A 15,422-nucleotide genomic window follows, 5' to 3' on the forward strand; every position below is an offset into this window, starting at 1 on the left:
ATGGGCACCGGACCCGTCCTGCTGATCGTCGCGGGCAGCATCGCCGCGCTGATCGTGATGGTGCTGCGGCTGAAGGTGCCTGCCTTCATCGCGCTGCTGGTCGTCGCCCTCGGCACCGGTCTGGTGCTGGGCGGAGAGCCGGGCGCGGTGCTGGAGGCGGTGCGCAAGGGCACGGGGGAGGCGCTGGGCTTCGTCGCGGTGGTGATCGGCCTCGGCGCCATGCTGGGCGGCTTGCTGGAGGCGAGCGGCGGGGTCGCGGCCCTCGCCCACCGGCTGCTCGCCGCCTTTGGTGAGAAACGCGCGCCATGGGCGCTGACCGCGATCGGCATCATCGTCGGCGTGCCGCTGTTCTTCGACGTCGCCTTCATCGTGCTCGCCCCGCTGCTGACCACGCTGTCGCTGCGCGCGGGGCGGCGGGTGACGTTCTTCGCGCTGCCGCTGCTCGCCGCATTGATGACCATGCACGCGCTGCTGCCGCCGCATCCCGGCCCGGTTGCCGTGGCGGAGCTGATCGGCACCGATTATGGCCTGCTCGCCTTCTATGGGCTTCTCTGCGGCATTCCTGCGGCAATCGTCGCCGGTCCGGTCTTCGCGCTGCTGGCGCATGGGACGCCGGGCTTCGGCGACCAGGCGCCGCCGCCGCAATTCGACGAATTGACGCACAGTCTGGCGGCGATCGGCTTCGCCCCGGCGCTGGCGGGAATGCTGGTGCCGCTCGCGCTGATCATGCTGGCCGCGCTGGGCGGCAGCGCACTGCCCGATGGCGCGCTGAAATCCGCGACAGGCTTCATCGGGCATCCATTCACCGCGCTGATCCTGGCCTGCGGCTTCGTCGGGTTCTGGCTGCGGCTGGTCGCGGGCGCGCCGCTGACCACGATCTCCACCGTTATGACCCGCGCGCTGGAACCCGCCGGGCTGATGGTCCTCGTCGTCGGGGCGGGCGCGGCGTACAAGGAGGTGCTGATCCAGTCCGGCGCGGGAGAGCGAATCACGGCGCTGGTCGCCTCCGCCAACCTCAGCGCGCTGGTCTTCGCGTTCCTGCTGGCCGCCTTCGTGCGGGTGGCGCAGGGGTCGGCCACGGTGGCCATGGTCACCGCCGCCGGCCTTGCCGCCCCGCTGATCGCCGCCGCCGGGCTGACGCCGGGGCAGGTCGCGCTGGTCACGGTGGCAATCGGCGGCGGCGCCTCGGTCGCCAGCCATGTCAACGACACCGGCTTCTGGCTGGTCAAGCAGTTCCTGGGCCTGACGGAGGCCCAGACTTTCCGGAGCTGGACGCTATGTTCGACGATCGCCGGCCTTTCCATGTTCGCCATGGCCGCCCTGCTGTGGCGCTGGGCATGACCAGCCGCCGCACGTTGCTGAAAGGCGTGGGGCTGGCCGGCCTCGCCGCGCTGCCGCTGGCCGGATGTGCCCGCCTGCAGGAGGTCCGCGGCCGCATTTCCCCGCCGGCAATGGTGGGCGGGGTCGAGATGTTCGACACCGCCCTGCCCGCGATCATCGATCCCGCCGCGCGGGCGCAGGTGCTGGCGACCAACTACACCTGGGCGGAGGGGCCGGCATGGGTGGCGGACCAGTCGCCCGTCGGCGGCTACCTGCTGTTCAACGATCCCGGCAACAATGTCATGTACCGCTACCGCCCGGGCGAGGAGGTCGAGGAGTTTCTCCGCCCGTCCGGCCTGCAGACGCCTGTTCCGCCCGAGATCCGCGAGCCGGGGGCAAACGGCATGGCGATCGACGGCACCGGCCGGCTGGTGATCGCTGACAGCGGCACCCGTGCGATCGTGGCGATCGATCTTGCCACGCTGGGGCGAACCGTGCTGGCCGACCGGTTCGAAGGGCGGCGGTTCAACAGCCCCAACGACCTCACCATCGCGCGCGACGGCGCGATCTACTTCACCGATCCGCCCTACGGCTTCGCCGCGGCGGACGAGTCCCCCTTGCGGGAGGTGGGGGGCAACGGCCTGTATCGGCGGGCACCGGACGGCACGGTACGGCTGCTGGATACGCAGCGCCGTCCCAACGGTGTCGGCCTGTCGCCTGACGAGCGCACACTGTACCTGGCCCTGTCGGACGAGCAGCGACCGCAAGTGCTGGCTTACCCGCTGGGTCCGGACGGCATGCCGGCGGGCCCAGCGCGGCTGTTCCACGACATGACCCGCTTCCATGCCGAAGGACGGCCGGGCCTGCCCGACGGGATGGATGTGGCGGCGGACGGGACGGTGTTCGCCACCGGGCCGGGCGGGGTGCATGTGCTGACGCCGGATGGCCGGCTGCTCGGCATCATCGGCACGGGCAGCGCGGTGGCCAATTGCGCGATCGGCCGGTTGGAGGATGGCGGGCGCTGCCTGTACCTGACGGCGCACACCACCCTGGCGCGAATTGCGCTGAAGGGGTGAGCGGGGCGGCCGGACCGCCGCCCCACCCTACCTGTCAGGCCCAGGCGAGGTCTTGCATCTGCACCATGGCCGCGGTCTGGCCGACCGTGCCCATCATGTCGGCGGCGGAGACGCCGATGAAGTCGGCGACCAGTTCGCCGCGGAAGAACATCTGCGCGCCTTCGGTGCTGTCCTGGAACGTCACCTGCCGCATGGGCACGCCGAGGGCGAGGCTGTCCTCCGTCACGTCGAAGTCCAGCACCCGGTCGATGCCCTGGTTGGCGCCGCTGAAGCGGAACGTATCCGCCCCGTTGCCGCCCGACAGGATGTCGTTGCCGCGGCCGCCATCCAGGATGTCGTTGCCGTTGCCGCCTTCCAGCGTGTCGGCGCCATTGCCGCCCAGCAGGATGTCGTTGCCGGCACCGCCGAACAGCGAATCGTCGCCCCCGGCACCGTCCAGCAGATCGTCACCAGCATTGCCGAACAGGAAGTCCTGCCCGCTCTTGCCGTTGATGATGTCGTCGCCACCAAGCCCGCTGATGTTGTTGAACTGCCCGGCACGGGCGTTCAGCGTGTCCGCCTGCGCGGTGCCGTAGGCGGTGAAGCCGGCGGCCACGCCGTCGATCACGACCTCGATGGAGGAGACGCGGAACTCGTACTCCTGCGATGCCAGCACCTCGTACACGCCGGTGTCGAGGATCGTCGCCACGGCCACGTTGTTGGCATAGACGATCGTGTCGCCCTCAACCTCCTCGTACCGCACCCGGCCACCGCCCAGCGTGTCGATCCGGAAGCTGTCGCCATCCTCCCAATCGGTGATCGTGGCGTAGCTGGCGTTGAGGAACGCCCCGCTGACCACGAAGGTGTCCGCACCCGCGCCACCTGTCAGCGTGTTGTTGCCGCGACCGGCATACAGCAGGTCGTTGCCGGCAAGACCCTGTAGCACGTCGTCGCCATCCGTCCCGGTCAGCACGTCGTTGCCGTCCGTGCCCACCACCTGATTGCGCAGGTCGAAGTTGAAGCGCGCCACGACCGGATCGTGGTCGCTCGCCCGCTGGGCATCGCTGAATTCGGCATTGATGTGGACGATGTCGACTTCCGCGTTCTGGAACAGCCCGCCGGTTGCCAGCAGGTTGTCGAGCGACTGGGAATTGCCCTCGAACAGGTAGGAATAGACCTCCTCCGGTGCGAGCAGCGCCTCGGGCAGGCTGGTGAACACGCCGCCCTGCGCCGGGTCGGTCAGCTGTTGCTGGAATGCCTCGAAATAGAACCCGTTGAAGTCGCCCGCGACCACGTATTCGCCGTCGGGATCGGTGGCGAGCCGGTCGTTGACCCATGCCTTCACCGCCGCCGCCTGCGCCAGACGCGCCGCCTCCCCGCCATTGGCGGGCGGCTGCGTGTCGCCATACAGCGGGTTGCTGCCGCCGCGCGACGTGAAGTGGACGTTGATGGCGGTGAATTGCTGGCCGAAGAAGTCGAACGTCGCCGCCAGTGGGTTGCGGCTGCCGTTGAAGGCCGCATCCTCGATCAGCTGCAGGCTCCCTTCCACCAGCGTGACCCGTTCCGGATTGTAGAAATATCCGTTGCGGATGTTGCCGCCGGGTTCACCCCCGGTGCTGCCGGGCACGGTCGGCGCGATCTCCGCATAGGCGTAGGTCGGGCCACCGGCATCCTGGATGGCGCGGATCAGCGCATCGGCTGTCGCCTGAGCGGACAGGTTGGGGCCAGCCCCCGCGCCGTCCGCGTCCTGCAGTTCCTGCGCGGCGATGATGTCGGGGCTCTTCAGGTTGTTGACGATATCCGCGGCCAGCGCGTCGAAGCGGTCGGGCGTGCCGTCCGTGCTCTCCTCCGTCGCGGCGAGGTTCTCCATGTTGTAATTGGCGAAGGTGAGGCTGTCGGCATCACCGACGAGGTCCGTCACCTCCCGGTTGAGCGTGGTGTCGCGCGTGACGGTCACCGCCTCCGTCACCTGCACCTCGTAATAGTTGAAGGCGTAGTTCACGACGCCCGTCACATTGGCGAGCTGGTCACCGGTGGTGAAATCGGGCGCGAAGCCTGGCAACAACCCGTCCTCCAGCTGGATCTTCTCCGGATTGTAGTCCCCGTCGGAGATGGTGATGCCGCCGCGATCGTTTAGGCCGGTCGCGCCCTGACCCAGGCTGGCGACCACGTCGGTCTCGCCAAAGCCATTGGTGCTGGCCACCACCTGCGGCGTCTCTACCGTGACGCGCATGCCTTCCAGCGCTTCCCAGAAATCGATGCCGTCGGTCGTGGGGTCGAAGCTGGTCAGGCCATCATCGTCGATCACCTCGCTCGGCGGCAGGATGCCGTTCGCGCCGATCAGCACCGCGCCGGGCAGCGCAACGCCGCTCTCCACCACGGTGACGGTCGGATTGACGATCTCCGTCAGGCTGAGTGCGCCCGGCGCAGCTTGATATTCCGCAACCTGCCCGCCGACGTTGGCTCGGTCGCCCACCGCCACGGTGGGCGCAGTGCCGGTGAACACGAACACCGCGTCGCTGGTGGCGGCATCACCGTCACCGGTGGCATCCTGCAGGTAGAAGCCGTTGCCGGCGACCGCCGTGACCACGCCCGTGGTGGTGACGACCTGCCCGGCATATTCTGACCGGTGTCCGGCGCCCTGGATCTGCATGATGGTCAGCGCCAGCGGATCGTCATTGACGATCAGGCCGATGGCGGAACCGTCGGTGATGGTTATGGCACCCTGCGGGTTGGCGAGCACCAAGCTCAGCGTCTCGTTGCCCTCACCCGCGATGTCGCCCGCGATCTCCACGGTGACGAGCGCGCTGGTCTGGCCCGCGGCGAAGCTGACGGTGCCTGCCAGCACGGCGCCCGGCGCCAGGTCGGCGGCATCGGCGGTGCCGTCCAGCACCACCTGCCAGTCGACGCTCGCCTCCGCGCCCAGGCCGCCCGCGCGGCGGACGGTGAACTGTAGCAGGCTGGTGCCGCTGTCCCCTTCGGTGACGCTGGCATCACCCACGCGCACCTGCCCGGTCTCGCCCGCGCCGATGATGTCCTGCCCGGCATTCAGCGATCCGGCGGTGGCCGTCACCGGCCCGGTCCAGTCGAAATCGGCCCCGGCAGCGCCCGCCCCGGTGCGCTGCAGTGACAGCCCCTCCGGCTCGCCCGCTTCGGCAACGCCCATGTCGATGCTGGTGAGCCCGGCAGCCGGACCGTCGGCGGCGGTGATGACCCCTTCGTAGGACAGGAATTCCAGCACGGTGCCATCCGGCCCGATCAGCGCCAGGCCATCTGCGGCGCCGTTCTGGATCGCGTTGACCGGCAGCGGGAAGGCCAGCGCGCCGTAGCCCTCGCCCTCGTCATCGATCACGCCTGAGAGCGCCAGCGTGCGGTAGCTGACCGCCGCATCGGCACCGTTGCTGCCGTTGTAGAACACCACAGTATAGCCGGTCAGGTCGGTACCCGCGATACCGGCGATCTCCACCAGCTCGTCGATGTCGGTGCCGATGTCGTCGTAATGCAGCTCGTTGATCCAGATATTGGCGAGCGTGGCCGGCGGCGCGATATCATCATTGGTGATCGTGCCGGTTGCCTGCGCGGAGCCGAGCGTGGCGCCACCGACCGGATCGGACAGCGTGACGGTGAAGCTCTCGTCCGCCTCGAAAGCGGTGTCGCCGGCGATCTGCAAGGTGATCGTCGCGCTGGTCGCGCCATCGGCGAAGGCCACCGTGCCGGTCAGCGGCTGCCCGCCCGCGAAATCGGCCGCGTCCGTCGTGCCTAGGCCGAGCGTCCAAGTGGCGGAGACCGCCCCGTCGCTGCCGCCGCTGCGAGTGACGGTGAAGCTGATCGCGGTGGTACCGGCATCGCCCTCCGCAACGGAGGCATCGGCGATCGCCAGCGTTCCCGCCGCGGGTTCCGGCGTGCCGCCGCCGGCGGCGGTAGTGACCACGATATTGTCGAGGCCGAATTCGTCCCGGCTGCCGCTGCCGCCGACATCGTCCCCGGCGAAGCGGACGTAGAACGTCGCGCCCGACGCGATGGTGCTGCCGAAGGTCAGCGTACCGGAACGGGCGAATGCCTGCACGCCCAAGCCGTCCGCCGCTTCGGGAGAGACATAGTCGAATGCGCTGGCCCTCGACCAATTAGTGCCGTCGGCGGAAATCTCCACGAACAGGCTGTTGGACCGTGCCTGATCGTTCAGGACCAGCAGGTCGTACGACAGGGCGAAGCTGGTGCCCGCCGCGCCGCTGTTGACCAGCGCCATGGTGAAGGTGCCCGGCGTCCAGTCCGTGCCGCCCGGCTGAATCCACAGTGCGGTGTCGCCCGCGCCACGGTCCAGCGCATAGAGGCCACCTGTCGTGACGCCGCCCGCCGTGATGCCGCGCGCGAAGTCGCCGCCTGCAAATGTACCGCCGAACGCGCCATCACCATCGCTCATCCCCATCAGGCGATAGGTGTCGCTGTCCAGCTGCCCGGCGCCGGGCTCCGCCGCGAACCCCGCGCCGGCAAAGCCGCTGAAATCCTGGCTCAGCAGGGTGACGATGGACGGATCGCCGATGGCGGCGAGCAGATCGAGATAGGCCATGAGAAATCGTCCCCCGGGAAGGCATGCAGTGCGATTCGCGCGCGGACGGTAATCGGCGCCGCGGCAACCGGCGAGATGGTTAGAAAGGGATTAAGAAAGATATGCGACACTTTGCGTAACTGGCGGATCGCGGCACGCCCCCTGTCGTGCCGCCCGCCCCTTTGCTATGGCGCGGCCATGGATGCCGTCCCCTGCCCCGCCTGGCCATGCTGACCGCGCTGATCCTGTCGGCCGCGGCGATGGTGGGCATCGTGGCGCTGCGTTATTTGCTGGTCAGCGGCGCCTTCGCGCTTGCCACCCGGCGAGTCCGCCCGGGCCTGTACCAGGGGCTGGGGCCGCAGATCCGGCGGGAGATCGCCTGGTCGCTGTCGGCCGCCCTCGTCTATGGCGTGCCGGCGGGGATCGTCGCCTGGGGCTGGCAGGAGCATGGCTGGACGCGGATCTATGCCGATGTCGACGCGTGGCCGCTGTGGTGGTTGCCCGCCTCGCTGTTCGTGTACCTGTTCGCGCACGACACCTGGTTCTACTGGACGCACCGGCTGATGCACCGGCCCCGGCTGTTCAAGGCCATGCATGCGGTGCACCACGCCAGCCGTCCGCCGACGGCGTGGGCAGCGATGGCGTTCCACTGGACCGAGTCGCTGACGGGAGCGCTGGTGATCCCGGTGCTGGTGTTCATCGTGCCGATCCACCTCGCCGTGCTGGGTCTGGTCTTGACGACGATGACGATTATGGGCGTAACCAACCATATGGGGTGGGAATTGTTCCCACGCTGGCTCGTTCACTCCCGGTTGGGCGGATGGCTGATAACGGCCAGCCACCACCAGCGGCATCATGAAGAGTACCAATGCAATTACGGCCTCTATTTCCGATTCTGGGATCGTCTGTGCGGCACGGATCGCGGCCTGTCGCGGCGGTGGCTGCCGCACTGATCTGGCTGGGGACCGGCGGTGCCGCGCCGGCTGATGATGGGGCAGATGTCGGCGCGGTCCGTGCCGCTGGGCGGGGCGTCACGGTGCGGGTGGCGGTGACCGCGCTGCGCAACCACGATGGCGTGGTGATGGCCTGCATGACCACGAACGAGGGACTGTTCCCCCGCTGCCGCGGTGATACCGCATCGTACCGCGCCAACGTGCCTGCGGGCAGCGCGCCGGAGACGGTCACCATCACCTTCACCGATGTGCGCCCCGGCACCTACGCCATCGCGCTGCTGCATGACGAGAACGGCAACGGCAAGGCCGACCGCGCCATCTCCATGATCCCGCGCGAAGGCTACGGCTTCTCCAACGATGCACCCGTGCGGATGGGCCCGCCCAAGTTCGACGCCGCGGCCTTCACCGTCGGGGCGCAGCCGGTGCGCCAGACGATCCGCATGCGCTACATGCTGTAGGCAGGGCCGCTCTTTACCGATCCTTCACCTGCGTCCCGCCATGCTGCGAGCCGGTATCATCGCCGACACGCATTGGGGCACCCGCATGGAATTCCGGCCGATCGTCGCCGAAACACAAGCTTTCCAGGAAGGTGAGGAGGATGGCGGCCTCACCTGCGGCGCCGCCTTCACCGGTCAGGGTGAGCGGCGGATGCAGGTCCGTGCCTATAACCATTGGGTCAGCCTGCTGGCCGATGCCCGTTTGCCGCAGATCGACACGCTGGACCCGGCCGCGCTGCCGGGCTTCGCCGCCAATGCCGTGCTGCTGCACGTGCCCGGCGGCACCGCCGATCCGGCGATCGCCTGGCTGGGTAGCGCCCTGGCGGAGGAGTGCGGTGCCGCCGGCCTTGCGCCCAGCCATCTGCGCGACGCGCCCGCCGGTTCGCTGTTGGCGCGGGTGGCGGATCATTACCGCGCCATCGTGGACAGCGGCGCGCCTGCCGGGTTCGAGGCGGAGTTCGTGGGCCTGCGCGGCGCGACCATGCTGTATCGCGGCATCCTGCTGCCCTTCACCGCCGATGGCCTAACCCCCACCCACGTGCTGGCGGTGATCAACTGGAAGGAGCTGGCGGGCGAGCAGCTGGAGGCGCAGATCGCGCGCGAGATGGCCCGTGCCATGCGCCGCGATCGTGCGCCGCTCAGCGCCACCCTGCTGACCGATTGGGCCGATGGCCCCGGTCTGGACTCGGTGGCATCCGCCGACATCACCGTGGTGGAGCCGGCGGGCGAGCTGGTCCTGCTGCTGGTCCGCCGCGATCCCGCAGGCGGCGAGCACCTGCTGGGCGAGGTGCCCGCCGACCCGCAACTGATCGCCGCGGCGGCGCAGCGGCTTGGCGTGTGACCTAGTGGTGTCCGAGGGCGGCGATCTCGCCGTCCAGCTCCTGCAATACCTCTGCTCGCACCTCGACCGACAGATGGGGATTGCCGGCGATTGAAGCGCGGGCACCGCGCAGCGCCGCAATGGTGCTGCGGTTGACATGGGCTTCGATCGCCCGCTCCGTATCGACCATCGCCATAGCATGCGGCACGGGGCGGCGGCACTCGAACGAGGATGTGCCCGCGACATTCGCGGCCTTGATGCAATCCTCCATGGCCTGCGTGACCTTCGCCGCGGCGGCCGTCTGCCGCTCGATCATGGCATGCAGCGCACCGCCGGGTGCGAGCTGCTGCTCCATCTCCGCAGCCATCGCCTCCGCATCGCGCTCGATCATCGACTCCCTGGCGGCGACATCGCTGGCACGGGCCCCCATGCGTCGGCCCCATTCCTCCATCCGCTGGCTGAATGCGGCCCAGGCGGCGGTGTCGTGCGGCTCAGTGGGCTCGGTCTCGTCATGCTGCATGGTACCCTCCGGCAAGGTGGTATCGGGATCGACGGTGTAGAGCGGAGCGGGAATCGCGGCAGATGCCGGATCCGCCGCCGGCACTGGTTCCGGCCCGGTCGGCACTTCAGGCATCACCACGGTCACGTCCTGCTGCGCGGCATAGGAGATCGATGCGGTCAGCGGCAGCGCCAGTGCGCTCACCCCCAGCAGCATGCGCCCGGCAAGGCGACGGCGCGGTGACGCCTCCCCCCGGGCAAGGCTGCGCAGCCGCTGCACCAGCGTGCCGTCGCCCAGGATGGGGCCCGCCATCGGTGTCGCCAGCGTCATCATCCGGCTGCTCTGCGGCGCGGAATAGCCGACGATCAGCGCGGCGTAGCAGGCCCGGTCCGCCCGGCTGCGACCGGCCATGACCCGCGCATCGCACGCCGCCTCCTGATCCTGCCGCATTGCGCGCCAGCCCAGCCAGGCGACCGGGTTGCACCAGTGCAGCGCCAGCAGCAGCTGTGCCGCCATGTTCGCCAGCAGATCGTGCGCGGCGTGGTGGCTCAGCTCGTGCGCCAGCGCCAGTTCGCGCGCCTGCCGGTCGGCCTGCGTCATGAAGTGGGGCGGCAGCGCCACCACCTGATCGATCACGCCGAACGCCACGGGGGATCGCGCGGCCGGCGTTTCCACCAGCCGCACCCGGCCGACCCGCCCGACTTCCCACGCATCGGCCAGCAGCAGATGGCGCATGCGATGATAGGTGACGGTGCGCAGGAGCAGGAATGCGACGGCCCCCGCCGCCCAGACCACGGCCAGCAGGCTCAGCCACGGGAACGCGGGCGCATGTACCACGGCGGGCGCCATCATCATGGGTGCGAGACCCTCGCCGGTGCCGCTCGGCAACATCATGACCGATGACGGTGCGGGTGCGGGCAGTGCGGGCAGCACCACGGGCGGCAGCAGCAGCCGCGCAAACGGCAGCGCCCACAGCGTATAGGCGACCTGCGGCCCGCAGGCGCGCGCCACGGGGCGGCGCACCAGCAGCACCAGAGCGATCAGCAGGCCGGTCCATAGCACGGTGTCGGCCAGCCATTCCATCCACGCAGCATTCATCGGCGCAGCTCCTGCAACAGGCGTTCGATCTCGCTTAGGTCACGCTCGTCCAGCGCCTCGGCCTCTGCCAGATGCGCGAACAGGGATGCGGCACTGCCGCCGAACAGCCGGTCCACCAGCCGGCGCGATTCGGCGCCGGCCCACGATTGCCGCTGTAACAAGGGGGAATACAAGAAGCGGCGGCCATCGGGCTCCGTCGCCACCGCGCCCTTCGCCACCAGCCGGGCCAGCAGCGTCTTGACCGTCGCCATAGACCAGCCGCGTTGCCCGCAGACATCGTCGCAGACCTCCGCCGCACTCAGCGGATGGCGCGTCCACAGCGCTTCCATCACCGCATGCTCGGCATCGCTGATCCGCTCCGGCTCGGTTCTCTGGTCGTCGTCCTCGGGCAAGGGCTTCTCCTTTACGATTACAGGTGTAGTCGATTCGACTACGCTTGTAAACGTCAAGCTGCCCAGGTGCGCTTTAACGCTGTATTCAGCCGTCCGGGTGTGGGACTTGGGGCAATGCCCGCGACCTTACGCCGCCTGCCCGCGCTCGCCCTTGCCACGCTCGCCCTGCTGCTGCTCGGCACCCGACCGGTCCTGGCGCAATCCGTGCTGCGCGATGCGGAGACAGAGGCGCTGCTGCAGGAACTGATGGCGCCTTTGTCAGAGGCCGCCGGGCTGCAGCCCGACGCGGTGGATGTGGTGCTGCTGAACGATCCGAGCATCAACGCCTTCGTCGCGGGCGGTCAGCGGATCTACATCCATTCGGGCCTGATCAACGCCGCCGATACCGCCAACGAGGTTCAGGGCGTGCTGGCGCACGAGTTGGGCCATATCCAGGGCGGCCACATCGTGCGCTTTTCCGAAGGGATGGGTGCTGCGACCAACATCTCCCTCCTGTCGATGCTGGTCGGCGTCGCCGCGGCGCTGGCGGGCGCGGGGGAGGCGGCGATGGGCGCGATGGCGCTGGGCCAGCAGGCGGCGATGGGATCGTTCCTGTCCTTCAGCCGCGCGCAGGAGGCGAGCGCCGATGCCGCCGGGGTACAGTACCTGTCCGATGCCGGCATCACCGGCAAGGGCAGCCTCGCTTTCTTCGGAAAGCTGCAGAACCTGGAATACCGGTATGGCTACAGCCAGGATGACGATGCGACCTTCAGCCGCACGCACCCGCTGTCGGGTGACCGGATCAGCCGGCTGACCGCAGATTACCAGTCCGATCCCGCGTGGAACACCACCCCCGACGCGGCGCAGCAGCAGCGGTTCGAACGGGTAAAGGCCAAGCTCTACGGCTACCTCGCGCGGCCGGCAGACACGCTGCAGCACTATCCCGAATATCTGACCGATGCGCCCGCGCGCTACGCCCGCGCCTACGCCTATCACAAGGATGCGCGCATGGATAAGGCGCTGGCGGAAACCGACGCGCTGATCGCCAGCGATCCGGACGATCCGTACTTTCTGGAACTGAAGGGTCAGGTGCTGCTGGAATCGGGTCGGCCGGCGGAAGCGCTGCCGCTGCTGCGGCAGGCAACCTTCCTGACAAACAACAATGGCCTGATCGCCGGCACGTTCGGCCATGCGCTGATCGCCACCGAAGATCCCGCCAACCTGCCGGAGGCGGAGCAGGTGCTGCGTGCCGCCGTCGGCCGTGACCGCCAGAACCCGTTCGCCTGGTACCAACTGGGCGTGGTCTACGGGCAGAAGGGTGACATCCCGCGCGCGCAGCTCGCCAGTTCGGAACAATTGGTGATGAGCGGGCAGCCGTCCGCCGCGCTGCAGAACGCGGAGGCGGCAGAGCGGGCACTGCCGCAGGGCACGCCCGACTGGCTGCGGGCACAGGACGTGGCGATGCAGGCGCGCGCGCAGCTTGAACGGGCGCGCGACCGCGACTAGGCGGGTCGCCATGCGCTGGCTGCTGACGATCTGTGTGGCCCTGCTGGCCGGCTTTGCCGGGGCCGCGGGGTGGAGCCTGTCGGGCCTGGGCGACAGCCGCACCCGCGAATACCTGCTGGCGCACCCCGATGTGCTGCCCGAAGCGATCGCCGTGCTGGAACAGCAGCAGCAGCAGACCCGCATCGCACCTTTGCGCGCGCAGCTGGAACGCCCGTTTCCCGGCGCGGTGCTCGGCAATCCGCAGGGTGCGGTCACGCTGGTCGCGTTCAGCGATTACGCCTGCGGCTTCTGCCGGCGAAGCATGGACGATGTCGCCGCGCTGATCGCTGCCAACCCGGACCTGAAGGTGGTGCTGCGCGAATATCCGATCCTCTCGCCCGCCAGCGGCGATGCGGCGCAGATGGCGCTCGCCGCCGCGGCGCAGGGCCGCTACGCCGCGTTCCACGATGCGATGTTCCGCCTCGGCCCGCCCTCGCCCGAAAGCATCGCCGCCGCGGCGAAGACAGCGGGCGTGACAGGCGCCGGCACGGATGATCCGGCGATCCGCCAGGAATTGCAGGCCAACGCCGCCCTCGCCGCGCAGCTCGGCATCAATGGCACGCCGGCCTGGATCGTCGGCGACCGGATGCTGAACGGCGCCGTCGGGGCCGAGGCCCTGGGCGAGGCGATCGCCGCCGCGCGCGGGGCCACGACCTGAGCCTGCTGTCCGCCTATGCGAGGGCGCGGGCCGGCATGGGCGCCAGCGCACGGCCGCGCCTGCACTTCACCCCGGCGGCGCCGTTCTTCGCAGACAAGAACAAGGCGTTCTGGCGGCTGCAACTGATCGGCTGGGCTGGCGCCATGCTGCTGCGCGCGGTTACCAGCCTCGCCAATGGTCGGCCCTTGAGCCTGCTGGTGATCGTGCTGATCGCGACCGTTACCGGCTTTTCCATCAGTCTGATCCTGTCGGTCATCTATGGCCGGCTGATCCACCGGCGCCCGCTGGTGACGTGGAGTGCCACGGCGCTGGTGCTGGCCGTCGCGGTGATCCTGTCCGCCGGCATCAATGGCTGGGTCCTGTCGCTGTACCAGGCGCAGACCAGCGATACCGGGTTCGCCGGCTACGTGCTGGGCGTGTTCTACCTCGACCTGACGCTGCTGGGCGCATGGTCGGCGCTGTATTACGCCATCAACTACTTCCTGCAGGTGGAGGAACAGGCGGACCGGCTTGAACGGCTGGAGGCGCAGGCGACCAGCGCGCAGCTCGCCATGCTGCGTTACCAGCTCAATCCGCATTTCCTGTTCAATACGCTCAATTCCATCAGCACGCTGGTGCTGCTGAAGCAGACGGAACCCGCCAATGCGATGCTGACCCGCCTGTCCGCCTTCCTGCGGCACACGCTGGTGACGCAGGCCGGAGGCAAGGTCACCGTCGCGCAGGAGGTGCACACGCTGCAACTCTACCTCGATATCGAACGCATGCGGTTTGAGGAGCGGCTGCGGACGCAATTCCGGATCGATCCCGCCGCGTCCAACGCGCAGATCCCCAGCCTGCTGCTGCAGCCTTTGGTCGAAAACGCCATCAAATACGCCGTCTCGCCGCAGGAGGAAGGCGCCCGCATCAGCCTGTCGGCGCAGGTGCTGGGCAATCGGCTGCGGCTGGTGGTGGCCGACACCGGGCCGGGCGCACAGGGGCGCGAACTGGCGATGGAGCAGGCAGGCAGCCACACGCAATCGACCGGCGTCGGTCTCGCCAATATCCGCAACCGGCTGGCCCAGGCCTATGGCGAGGAGCACCGGTTCGAGATCAGCACCCCGCCCGAGGGGGGCTTCACCGTCACCATCGAACTGCCGTTCGACCCGCTGCCGGAAGTCCCGATGCGGGGCACTTACCCGCCGCCTGCCGCAGCAGCGAAACCGGCTGTCGATCCGCCCGTTCACAAGCCGCCGGCCCTATGGGCAACGGAGAGCAACACATGACAATCCGCACCATTCTCGTCGACGACGAAAAACTCGCCATCCAGGGCCTCCAGCTGCGGCTGGAGGCATTCCCCGACGTGGAGATCATCGCCACCTGCGCCAACGGGCGGGAGGCTATCCGCGCCATCAAGACGGAGAAGCCCGACCTCGTCTTCCTCGACATCCAGATGCCCGGCTTCGATGGCTTTTCCGTCGTGAAGGGCGTGATGGAGATCGAGCCGCCGCTGTTCGTCTTCGTCACGGCCTATGGCGAACACGCCATCCGCGCGTTCGAGGCGAATGCCGTCCATTACCTGATGAAGCCGGTCGACGCCGACCAGCTGGCCGACACGATCGAGCGGGTGCGTCAGCGCCTGGCCGAGAAGCGGTCGAGCGAGGAAGCGGAGAAGCTGAAGGACGTGCTGGCCGAGGTCGCCCCCGACGCGGTGGAGAACATGCCCCTCGATGACGAGGCGGCCGGTCGTTACGAACGGATCATCAACGTCAAGGATCGCGGGCAGATCTTCCGCGTGGACGTCGGCAGCATCGAGCATATCGAGGCGGCGGGCGACTACATGTGCATCTACACCGGCGACAATTCGCTGATCCTGCGCGAGACGATGAAGGATCTGGAACGCCGGCTGGACCCGAAGGCATTCCAGCGCGTCCACCGCTCCACCATCGTCAACCTGGATCAGGTGCGTCAGGTGAAGCCGCATACGAACGGCGAATGCTTCCTGGTGCTGCAATCGGGGGCGGAGGTGAAGGTCAGCCGGTCGTACCGCGACGTGGTGGCACGCTTCGTTCACTGACCGTCGG

Annotated in this window: 12 protein-coding genes; 9 read left to right on the forward strand and 3 right to left on the reverse strand. The window is 68.7% G+C overall.

Annotation, left to right across the window (positions count from 1 at the left end; translation table 11 throughout):
- Positions 1–1,341 carry a gluconate:H+ symporter gene (locus tag V5740_RS11075; RefSeq protein ID WP_347302535.1) on the forward strand — a complete coding sequence of 447 codons (1,341 nt, stop codon included), beginning with the start codon at positions 1–3 and terminating at the stop codon, positions 1,339–1,341.
- Positions 1,338–2,396 (forward strand): SMP-30/gluconolactonase/LRE family protein, encoded by a 1,059-nt coding sequence (locus tag V5740_RS11080; protein ID WP_347302536.1) that lies wholly within the window; start codon positions 1,338–1,340, stop codon positions 2,394–2,396. The genes V5740_RS11075 and V5740_RS11080 overlap by 4 nt, the downstream gene beginning before the upstream one ends.
- Before the next feature lie 34 nt (positions 2,397–2,430).
- Here V5740_RS11080 and V5740_RS11085 read toward each other — a convergent pair whose 3' ends face one another.
- Positions 2,431–6,942, reverse strand: coding sequence for a Calx-beta domain-containing protein (locus V5740_RS11085; protein WP_347302537.1), 4,512 nt, complete (start codon positions 6,940–6,942; stop codon positions 2,431–2,433).
- A gap of 206 nt (positions 6,943–7,148) precedes the next feature.
- Here V5740_RS11085 and V5740_RS11090 point away from each other — a divergent pair, with 206 nt between their 5' ends.
- From V5740_RS11090 to V5740_RS11100, 3 genes are read left to right on the forward strand one after another with little or no spacing between them, the layout of a single operon-like run.
- Positions 7,149–7,874, forward strand: a complete 726-nt coding sequence (locus V5740_RS11090) for a sterol desaturase family protein (protein ID WP_347302538.1) — start codon at positions 7,149–7,151, stop codon at positions 7,872–7,874.
- Complete coding sequence (locus V5740_RS11095) at positions 7,859–8,332, forward strand: DUF2141 domain-containing protein (protein WP_347302539.1); 474 nt, start codon at positions 7,859–7,861, stop codon at positions 8,330–8,332. Before V5740_RS11090 ends, V5740_RS11095 begins: the two co-directional genes overlap by 16 nt.
- 40 nt (positions 8,333–8,372) lie before the next feature.
- A complete protein-coding gene (locus V5740_RS11100; RefSeq protein ID WP_347302540.1) occupies positions 8,373–9,212 on the forward strand; it encodes a hypothetical protein in 840 nt (279 codons plus the stop codon).
- Position 9,213: 1 nt separating this feature from the next.
- Here V5740_RS11100 and V5740_RS11105 read toward each other — a convergent pair whose 3' ends face one another.
- Together V5740_RS11105 and V5740_RS11110 are read right to left on the reverse strand one after the other, a co-directional pair.
- A complete protein-coding gene (locus V5740_RS11105; RefSeq protein WP_347302541.1) occupies positions 9,214–10,788 on the reverse strand; it encodes a M56 family metallopeptidase in 1,575 nt (524 codons plus the stop codon).
- Positions 10,785–11,180, reverse strand: a complete 396-nt coding sequence (locus tag V5740_RS11110) for a BlaI/MecI/CopY family transcriptional regulator (protein ID WP_347302542.1) — start codon at positions 11,178–11,180, stop codon at positions 10,785–10,787. Before V5740_RS11110 ends, V5740_RS11105 begins: the two co-directional genes overlap by 4 nt.
- Positions 11,181–11,294: 114 nt before the next feature.
- Here V5740_RS11110 and V5740_RS11115 point away from each other — a divergent pair, with 114 nt between their 5' ends.
- From V5740_RS11115 to V5740_RS11130, 4 genes are read left to right on the forward strand one after another with little or no spacing between them, the layout of a single operon-like run.
- Positions 11,295–12,665 carry a M48 family metalloprotease gene (locus tag V5740_RS11115; protein WP_347302543.1) on the forward strand — a complete coding sequence of 457 codons (1,371 nt, stop codon included), beginning with the start codon at positions 11,295–11,297 and terminating at the stop codon, positions 12,663–12,665.
- A 10-nt stretch (positions 12,666–12,675) separates the two neighbouring features.
- Complete coding sequence (locus tag V5740_RS11120) at positions 12,676–13,362, forward strand: DsbA family protein (RefSeq protein WP_347302544.1); 687 nt, start codon at positions 12,676–12,678, stop codon at positions 13,360–13,362.
- Positions 13,363–13,397: 35 nt separating this feature from the next.
- Positions 13,398–14,624 carry a histidine kinase gene (locus V5740_RS11125; protein ID WP_347302545.1) on the forward strand — a complete coding sequence of 409 codons (1,227 nt, stop codon included), beginning with the start codon at positions 13,398–13,400 and terminating at the stop codon, positions 14,622–14,624.
- Positions 14,621–15,415 carry a LytTR family transcriptional regulator DNA-binding domain-containing protein gene (locus tag V5740_RS11130; protein ID WP_347302546.1) on the forward strand — a complete coding sequence of 265 codons (795 nt, stop codon included), beginning with the start codon at positions 14,621–14,623 and terminating at the stop codon, positions 15,413–15,415. The genes V5740_RS11125 and V5740_RS11130 overlap by 4 nt, the downstream gene beginning before the upstream one ends.
- The last annotated feature ends 7 nt before the right edge of the window (positions 15,416–15,422 follow it).

It is taken from the genome of Croceibacterium sp. TMG7-5b_MA50 (assembly GCF_039830145.1).
Classification (GTDB): Bacteria; Pseudomonadota; Alphaproteobacteria; order Sphingomonadales; family Sphingomonadaceae; genus Croceibacterium.